Source organism: Psychromonas aquatilis (assembly GCF_038155185.1).
Lineage (GTDB): Bacteria > Pseudomonadota > Gammaproteobacteria > Enterobacterales > Psychromonadaceae > Psychromonas > Psychromonas aquatilis.
The window spans coordinates 1-8,779 of record NZ_JBAKAZ010000081.1; the positions used below are offsets into that span (position 1 = coordinate 1).

The 8,779-nt window shown below is 31.5% G+C and carries 8 protein-coding genes; 2 read left to right on the forward strand and 6 right to left on the reverse strand.

The window, feature by feature from the left end; translation table 11 throughout:
- Positions 1–659 precede the first annotated feature (659 nt).
- The 6 genes from hxsC to V6256_RS14045 form a co-directional block, all read right to left on the reverse strand.
- Positions 660–1,808, reverse strand: coding sequence for a His-Xaa-Ser system radical SAM maturase HxsC (hxsC, locus tag V6256_RS14020; RefSeq protein ID WP_341598849.1), 1,149 nt, complete (start codon positions 1,806–1,808; stop codon positions 660–662).
- Positions 1,809–1,811: 3 nt separating this feature from the next.
- Positions 1,812–3,272 carry a His-Xaa-Ser system radical SAM maturase HxsB gene (gene hxsB, locus V6256_RS14025; protein WP_341598850.1) on the reverse strand — a complete coding sequence of 487 codons (1,461 nt, stop codon included), beginning with the start codon at positions 3,270–3,272 and terminating at the stop codon, positions 1,812–1,814.
- A 2-nt stretch (positions 3,273–3,274) separates the two neighbouring features.
- Positions 3,275–3,595 carry a hypothetical protein gene (locus V6256_RS14030; protein WP_341598851.1) on the reverse strand — a complete coding sequence of 107 codons (321 nt, stop codon included), beginning with the start codon at positions 3,593–3,595 and terminating at the stop codon, positions 3,275–3,277.
- Positions 3,596–3,640: 45 nt separating this feature from the next.
- On the reverse strand, positions 3,641–3,916 hold the full coding sequence (locus V6256_RS14035) for a hypothetical protein (RefSeq protein WP_341598852.1): 276 nt from the start codon (positions 3,914–3,916) through the stop codon (positions 3,641–3,643).
- 220 nt (positions 3,917–4,136) lie between these two features.
- On the reverse strand, positions 4,137–6,353 hold the full coding sequence (locus tag V6256_RS14040) for a hypothetical protein (RefSeq protein WP_341598853.1): 2,217 nt from the start codon (positions 6,351–6,353) through the stop codon (positions 4,137–4,139).
- A gap of 284 nt (positions 6,354–6,637) precedes the next feature.
- Positions 6,638–7,195, reverse strand: a complete 558-nt coding sequence (locus V6256_RS14045) for a recombinase family protein (protein ID WP_341598854.1) — start codon at positions 7,193–7,195, stop codon at positions 6,638–6,640.
- A 517-nt stretch (positions 7,196–7,712) separates the two neighbouring features.
- On the opposite strand from V6256_RS14045, the gene V6256_RS14050 reads away from it, so the two are divergent.
- Together V6256_RS14050 and V6256_RS14055 are read left to right on the forward strand one after the other, a co-directional pair.
- The gene (locus V6256_RS14050; RefSeq protein ID WP_341598855.1) at positions 7,713–7,970 is read left to right on the forward strand and encodes a pyocin activator PrtN family protein; all 258 of its coding nucleotides are present in this window, start codon (positions 7,713–7,715) and stop codon (positions 7,968–7,970) included.
- Positions 7,971–8,108: 138 nt separating this feature from the next.
- Positions 8,109–8,779 (forward strand): replication initiation protein (locus V6256_RS14055; protein WP_341598856.1); only part of this gene is annotated, 671 nt, incomplete at its 3' end.

Here is an 8,779-nt window from a genome sequence, read left to right on the forward strand (position 1 = left end):
CGATTAACTATGAAAATTTACAAAGTCAGGTGTCCAGTTATACTTGACCAGAATAGGTGCAGTAACTAAACTATAAATATAAATGCCCAAATAACACTTAAAAAAAACAAAAGTAGCAAATAACCTCCCATAGAAAATGAGCTTAGAATTCGATCCTAAAGGTAACTTTTAAGCGTGATAATTTTACTGTTCCGATGCTAAAGATCACCATTACTTTATTTGATTTAAAGTGTGACTTCTCTTTCTCTTAAAAAATTAAACTAGTTCTTTCTTGCTAACCATCAACAAGTTAGTGTTATTTTTTGTGATTATAAAGCCAAGGTTTACACTGTATTTTTGTTTCATCACCAAATCAGTTTTTCGAAAAATGGTTTTACTCAGAAGATATTTGACGAGCCTCAAACTAGAAAGAAAAGTTGAGTATTTAGGTATTGAGGTATAAGTTACTTTAACTATTTCAGAAACTACTAAAAAAATAATCAAGAACAACGATTCAATGGGGTGCTAACACCCCTATAATGACTCAGGAATAAAAATAGTGGCCAAGATCATTCAGCCAAAAAAGTTTAGTCGCTATATACTTCAAAGTTGAATTAATCTAGAGTTATTTAATAAAAAATATTAGTTGTTTCGTTTGCCTTAATAAATATATTTTAAAATCACTTAAAAGCTTTAATTTTTTGAGGTAACCTATTATCAGAAGTTGCGAAAAATCCCCCGCAAGACGAGCGCAATAAACAGTTTTCACATTCAGAAATAAAGTTATTTTTCCAATCAGAGATACTTGAAACATTATATTCCCATAAACTTCTATCGAGAATACATAACTGATGATTATATATTCGGCATCTTACTTTGGCCCTTGAAAGTGTTGTTATTGCTTCCTTCAAATAGCTTTGATATTCGCTAGGTTCAACCCAAACATCTGATGCATTACCTCTAGCAAAACCTGTCATTTCTAACCCCATAAAAACAACTTGGTCTACAAACTGTAAGTTTCTAAGAATAAAGTTGGCTAAATCAGGGAGATCTTTGTAATTATTTTTTTGAATAACCACACGTATTTCGACCTTCTGTTGAAATCTTTTTAGGTTTATAATTCCTTCAACTGTTTCATTAAATGCATTTTTCGATTGGACAATATAATCATGAGTTTCATAGTTATGACTGTAAAGAGGAATTCCAAACATTAAATCATAATGTTTTCTTTCTGATATTTTTTTTAAAAAATCATCTGAAAATGACTTACCGTTAGATAAAACATGTACCGAAGTATTAGGTAAATATGCGTTTATTAAATTCAAAATTTTAATAAACTTGTTACCTAAAATAGTAGGTTCTCCTCCCGTTAAGCCAATCTCGTGTAATGATTTAGGTAAAAGAGGAATTAACTCCATTAACTGGTCAACTATGTATTCATCATTAATTGCTTTAGGCGGTTGAGAACACATAATACAAAAGTTATCACATTGTTCAGTTAATAATAGAAAAGTAGCATTTGCATTTTTTCTATATGCTACAGATATTGTCTGCTCTTTAATTAAAATTATGTCACCATCATTTAAATATGAAAAAGCATTGTCAATCGAATAAATATTTTTGCCTTGGGCAAGTAAAGGTTTATTTTTTTGTAAGAATATAGTCTTATCTGGTGTTGTTGTAGAGGTATCAAAATCATTAAAAAATACTTTGTTTTTAAATAAAACTGATGGGAGATCTAACTTTTTTGTTATTTCAAAATATCCATTTAAATCGCAATTAGGAACTAATGGTTTTAAATTCCCTTTTAGTTTTAGCTTTTCGCTCATAGTTTAATACCTAACCCAAGATTGAAGAATTCTTTTTGTTTCTTCATCTGAATTTTCAAGTAAATTTATTAAGTGTTTAAAAACCCCCATATTTTTCTTACAGTAACCAGATATTTGTTTATTACCAACAACGTTATTTTGAGTAGCAAAATGATATACCGGATCTGAACCGCAGTATGGTAAGAAAGCACAACTTGTACATGACGGGACGCTAACACTCATTGATTTATCAATTGCATCTAGAATAAATTCACCACCAATCATTTCTTCATAGCTGTTTTCATCTACATGGCCTAATTTAAATTTAAAATTCCCCATTGCAGCTTGCATTCTAGCTTCATCACTAGCATATACTGAGCCATCATAATCATAAATAATACCACCAATCATAGCTCCAGAAGGTGATTGCAAGTCTACATAACCTAAATCCTTCGGAGAAAGGATTTTGGTTAAAATTAAGCTTGAATATTGCTCCATGAGGTTATAACCATTTTTATTAATGTTAATTATATAATCTAGTGTATTTTTAAAAAACTCTAGCCATCGATCTGTATCATACTGATTGATTTGTTTTTTAGTAATAGCAAATCCATACGGGCTTAATGGGCGTAAAAATATAGCCGATAAATCATTTTTGATATATTCATCTACAATCTCTATTCCGTAGTCTAAAGATCTACCAGTAGTAGTCATTAAAGCAGTGACTTGGGATAAACTGACATTTTCCTGAATATTTTTTATACCTTTGATAGTTAAATCATAACCATCATTTTCAGGTTTAGGTCTGTTTCTATCATGTAATGATCTTGGTCCATCTAAAGATGTACTTACATAAATATTGTATTTTTTTATAAAATTAATTATTTCATCATCTAACATAGATAAATTTGTTGCTATAACAAATTGCACGTTTCTATTTTCTTGTATTCCTCGAAGATGACAAATTTCAGTGATATATTTTATAATTTTAAAATTTAAAAGAGACTCTCCACCTTGAAATTCAACTTTAATGCCTTTAGATGGAGATGAGAATATAAGGTCTATAACTTTGTCAGCTGTTTTAATACTCATATCATATTTATCGAAATCAGCTTTTAAGCCTTGTCTAGAAACTTGACAATATGAGCATGTATAATCACAACGCAATGAGACAACAACCATATGCAGACTAGTAAATTCTTTTAGACGACTTATTTTACTTCTGTATTTTAATCCTAAAAGTTTTAAAGCAGTATGGTCTGTTCCATCATAAATAAAGTGTTTAGAATACAATCTTCCTAATAGATTTTTATCGTGTATTACATCATTATTAACGAGGCGATTTATTATATCGAAATCTAATATTTCATACTCACCAACCATATTAGTTACTATATATTTATTATCATAAGCCTCTGAAAATCTTATTGGGAGCAATTTATATTTATCATTTGAATAACTTTCTGCACTTTGAAATTTACTCATGACTACCCCATAAGCTTAGTATTTGAGAAAGTATAAGAAAGAATTAAATTTCTTTCCAACTCTGTTTTCTCAGCAATCTTAAGCCTTAAAGATTCATGTATGATGTTATTTTCTAAACTATGGCATAAATCCTCCATAGTAATATCTGTATCCGTGGCAAGTTTTATTTCAATTTTAAACTTTTGGTTAGACAAACTAATTTTGAAACTGCCAAATGGACTAAGTGGTATCGTAGAAGATTCAATTATTTCTAATGGATAAAGATTCGCATCTATAAATATAGATCTAACAACATCAGGGTTAACGGTAATAATTTTTTGCATACATGGCTCTTTTAAAGTACCACTCTATATGGTACTTCGTTATATTTAGTACGTAGGAATAACAGCTGATGCATGACTTGCATGACTTGCATGACTTGCATGACTTGCATGGCTTGCATGACTTCCATGAGATGCAAAATTTGCATTATTCGAAGGCAAGTTTGGTCCAATTAAAAACTCAGTATTTAGTTCTTGTATTTCACTAGAAACAATACTTTCGCTATCGGAGTCATTAACTTGATTTAGTGGCTGTGAATTGACAGTTGTAACCGATAAAGCTCCAAGTAAAGCAGCTGTGCCGATTAAAAATTTATGTTTCATCGTATTCCCTCGTTGAATTTTAAAATAATATATCTGATGCAGAGATAAGGCTAAATAATCATCCGCCTGAGTATTGTACAATAGCTTATATTTAACTTGAATTAGTTTTTATTGATTAAAAATTATTAAACTAATTATTGCTGGGTACTCATAACGCCCACTAACATAAACTACCTAACTGTAAAATTACTCCGGCTCCTTTTGTTAGCTACTTCTTTCATTACTTATGAAAGGTTTCAAGTACCTTTAAGACGTTTTTCCATTCACCTTTGTATTCAGGCCACTTCAAATAAAATCTAGACAAAATTCGCTGATAGGTTTTATGTTTAGCACGCTTTTCTTGCCATATTTTTTCTGTTAATAAATCTTCGTGTTTAACCGTTTTAACTACTGTCTCTAAATCAAATTTAAGGTTTGTAGTACTACCAAATGCAATTATTTCTATATCTTGCGCATTGCGATTCAACCTTAATGCCTTCATTGCAGTACAACTTATCTTTCGAAATTCAGATCTTTTATGGCAGCCTAATGCTCTCGTTATATAAGAAGCGACCTCTTTTACTGAGCCCTCTTTTAAGATCTTAATGGCTTCTTGCCCTTCAATTGATAAGTGCCACGGCTTTTTATTCCCAAGAAAGGTAGCCCAGTCCTCCCATTCTGGATAACCGCTTATTGGGTGATCTGGTATCTTGTATATTTGCTTTAATGGAGTGAACTTATCTTCACTACTATCTCTAGCAATTTCAAATATGACTGAGTTCCTAAACTTATATTTCTGCACTAACTTTTTAGCTTCATAATAATTAATAAAAGCTTGGTGCTCTATACCGCAAATTTGACTATGGTACATAATTGAATCATACGCATTAACAACTCTCTGAGGAAAACCATGCGGTAACTTTCCATCAGAGTGAAGCTCTTGATATACCTTTCTATTACTCAACTCTGGTCGTTTAGAACAATATTTAACTACGTGAGATAGCGGGGCCAAGTAAAATATAGTGTTTAAAGGGTATCCGTGCTTTCTTGCTAAAAGCTGTGCTAATGAAACTTGTATATCTTTGTTTCTTCTCAAGCAATTTTGTAAACTAATTGATAGGTCGGTTATTTTCTTAGCACTGGTTTCTCTACACTCTCGAAAGAAATCACACACTTTCCATTGAGAAAGAGGCCTAGGATCCCCTTCATATAAACTTTCAAAATCTATATTGTTAACTTCAGACATACCAATTTGATTATGAAAAACCTTTTGCACATGCTCCAAAAAAGCCTTCTGCCCATTCTTTCTGTTAATGCGTGCTTCAATACTCACCAATGTAACTTCAGGGTGATGAATTAGTGCATTTTCTGTTTTAAAACTTCGTTTATTCAGATAATCAAGCAGCATTTTATCCTTCATTTCATTAAATTTCAGGTTATCTCTAGAACATAACCAGACTTCAACAATATATATTTTGTCTTTAATACAGAATTTAAAATCATATTCAGGATGCCTTCTGTTCCTTGTTTTATATTCATTATCGCGTTTTTTATAATAAAACCCCCATTTTCCATGGGCTATAAAGCTAATATTTAAATGAGATAAAACCTTTGCAACGAGTAATTCTGAGGTCGAATCGTATTGGATGCCATCCAAAGTTAATCGCTCTTTATTAAAAAATTCGTTTTTTAAATCTATGTAATAAGTATTTTTATTTAAAGAACTACAAATATACTGTGCTCTAGGATCGTCTTTTCTCCATTCATTCAGCGTTTTATAATCCCTTAACTCCAAATAATCATGCCAGTCATTGTAGCTATAATTCATTAACTCTGGGCGTACAACTCTCCAGCCTTGCTCCTCAGAAAAAAGTTCCAGTAAACTTTTCCCATTGACTTTTCGGATATTCATTTCATTTGATAAAACAGAGTGTTTTTTTCTGAATATTCCATTAGATTCAAGATTTTTTGGAAAAACATTTCTAGCAGCTATAAGTAACTCATCATTACTCATATTTTTAAATTGATATGCTTGTGTGTTGGTTTTATAAATTAATTTTCGACATTGAGGGCATGCAATATGTTTTCTTTGCTCATCAGTGATATTGCGTTTTCTTTCCCATTTAGAAATTTGATTATAAACATTCGCATAAGTATCTAACCATGAATGTCCACAACAAGATAATAAACAGTGCAATTCAATCTTGGTATCGCGGCCGTAATAATTTTCTCTCTGTATCATTATTTCAGATCCATGAGATAATATATTCTGATTATGTACTTTCCATGAACGAGTACTTGTTGCGATTAATGATGCGACGTTTTTCCAATGCTTATATATTTCGGTCTTAGCAGCTTTAGGGTGTCGTAATATTTCTATATTACTGTTTTCTAGGACTTTAATTTGCCCATGAGGGAAACAAGATTTAAATTTATCAAGCTGATATACAGATAACATAATTTATTCTACTCCCTCAAATAACAAAAAATTTCAGATAGTGTCTATCCCCCCCCCTTATAAACATATTAAAAAATAAGCTTACAAGCCTTTGAGCTGGCATCTAGTTCAAGAGCGAATTCAACTGTTCTTATAAAGTTACAATGATATGGAGGAGCTACAATAATCCCCTCGGTAAGAGAAGGTATATTAGAGCTCTTATTCATGTTCAGCACTCCAAAGTGAATATATTTAACAGTTATCAAAGATATCCTATCGCAGTTTATTATCTAATATTAAACTTTCTAAGCTAGCAACTCTTTTTTATGAGCTTTAATCACTCTTTGAACAGTAGACAAAGAAATCTCGTTATTACTAGCAATTTTCCGTTGCGGTACTCCACTTTTATATGAATCAATGATTGCCGCTTTTAATCGCATTGAGGTAGAACGGCCCTTGTAAACTCCTTTAGCCTTAGCTTGCGCTATTCCCTCAGCTTGCCTTTGCTTCATAATATCTCGTTCAAACTGATAAACAGCACCAAGCATATTAAGCATTAATTCATTCATAGGATTTTGCTTATCAGCAGTAAATATCATATTTTCTTTCATAAACTGAACAGAAATACCACGCCCAATAAAAAACTCGATGAGATCTTTAAGATCTTTTAAATTACGGGCTAAACGACTTATATCATGACAAATAACAATATCCCCTGCTCTGGCATGCTCTTTTAATTTAATAAGTTCTGGTCGATTTGTATTTGCACCACTTACTTTATCAATAAATGTTTTATCTGCTTCGATAATTTGACGATCAGTATTTTGTTCTGTGGTTGAAACTCGAATATAAGCTAATTTCATTTTTTATCTTTTGTGTTCAGATGCCTAAACCCTAGATTAAGTTTAATTCGAAAGCATGTAAAGCCCAATAAACCTAAAGTTTTGTATTCATAAAATAATTGCATTCACAAGTATAGGTGTGAATACAAAATCTTATTACTCTCACAGCAGCAACTAAAGCTGATATCAACGACTATCGTATTTTTTATTACCTCTAAAAAGTATCCTTTATACTTTTTAGGGTGTGTTCTAGCTTTATCCAATAAAATCTACTTACTCCATTAGCGCTTTGTTTTCTTAAAACTTTTAGTAGTTGGCCTAAAGTACAACCTAGCAAGTTATACAATCTACAGATTAATACCCTATTCTCAAACCTTACCTCATTCTAAAACATCCAATAATAATTAATTAAATAATATTTTCTATATATTTAATTGACCGGTTTTGGAAATTTATCAACGTGTGTTTTACTTTTATGTAGACGCATTTGAATTGCATTCAATTGCATTCAATTACATTTAATTCATTAGAGAACCTTATGGAAACTACATTTGCACTACTAGCTCGTTTCGGCAGTCCGTTTATACCACTTGAAAAGATTAGTGAAGAATTTTTAGGCCTTAAACCTCAAACAGCAGAGATCCAAGCAAGGGCATGTACCCTACCTTTTCCAACATTAAAGCTACGCAACTCAGAGCGCTCTCCAACTATGGTTAAAGTCGAAGATTTAGCCGCTCATATTGATAAACAGTATGCAGAGTCGCAAAAACTTTGGAATTCAGTACAAGCACGATAAAAGCCTCTAACTCATGACAAGTGAAATGAAAGAAACTTATGGGGCGATAAACTCGATTTGCTGGCGGCGATAGTAGTTACTTAAGCATTTACAAAATCGCGAAGCTACATAATAAAAATAATAAAATTTATTAGGAAAATGAAAATTTCTTACTCGAATAAAAATAATTTAACTGTTGTCTTACATAACAGCTTAATTAACTCAAATTACAGTTTGAAAATAGATGAAATTCGCCTTATTTACATTGCTCTCACTAAAGTTGATTCCAGACACTCGCATATTGGGACAATTGATGTATACGCAGATGAATTTGCTGAAATATTTAATTTGTCTCCTAAAAATATCTGGAGAAATATGCAGAATTCATCAATTTCAATTAGAGACAAAACCTTGAAGATTAAAAGCTTACATTCGGAATCCGAAGAAGAATTAATAAAGTGGTTTAGCATTTGTCATTACCATCGTTCATCGGGTAATACTCATAGAATAGAGCTAAGGTTCTCTGACAGCATTTCACCTTACTTATTTGAGCTAAATAAGAACTTCACCAAAGTAAAATTAAACAATATCAGGAAGCTAAAGAGTCCTTTCTCACATAGATTATACCTGTGGCTGATAAAAGAATATAAGATGAGAAGTGGTAATTATTATGACTTAAAGCTTCTTTTAAAGGATATTAAAGAAAAGCTTCTTATTCCGACGAGTTCTTATACAAAATGGCGTGACTTTAAACAACGCTTTCTCCAACCTGCTATTTATTCTGGTCTAATTGAACCGGACACTTTAATTCTGGATAATAATATCCACTA

Excerpts from the sequence above, each read along its gene's own strand:
- hxsC (WP_341598849.1), bottom strand. The coding sequence starts at position 1,808 with ATGAGCGAAAAGCTAAAACTAAAAGGGAATTTAAAACCATTAGTTCCT.
- hxsB (WP_341598850.1), bottom strand. The coding sequence starts at position 3,272 with ATGAGTAAATTTCAAAGTGCAGAAAGTTATTCAAATGATAAATATAAA.
- V6256_RS14030 (WP_341598851.1), bottom strand. The coding sequence starts at position 3,595 with ATGCAAAAAATTATTACCGTTAACCCTGATGTTGTTAGATCTATATTT.
- V6256_RS14035 (WP_341598852.1), bottom strand. The coding sequence starts at position 3,916 with ATGAAACATAAATTTTTAATCGGCACAGCTGCTTTACTTGGAGCTTTA.
- V6256_RS14040 (WP_341598853.1), bottom strand. The coding sequence starts at position 6,353 with ATGTTATCTGTATATCAGCTTGATAAATTTAAATCTTGTTTCCCTCAT.
- V6256_RS14045 (WP_341598854.1), bottom strand. The coding sequence starts at position 7,195 with ATGAAATTAGCTTATATTCGAGTTTCAACCACAGAACAAAATACTGAT.
- V6256_RS14050 (WP_341598855.1), top strand. The coding sequence starts at position 7,713 with ATGGAAACTACATTTGCACTACTAGCTCGTTTCGGCAGTCCGTTTATA.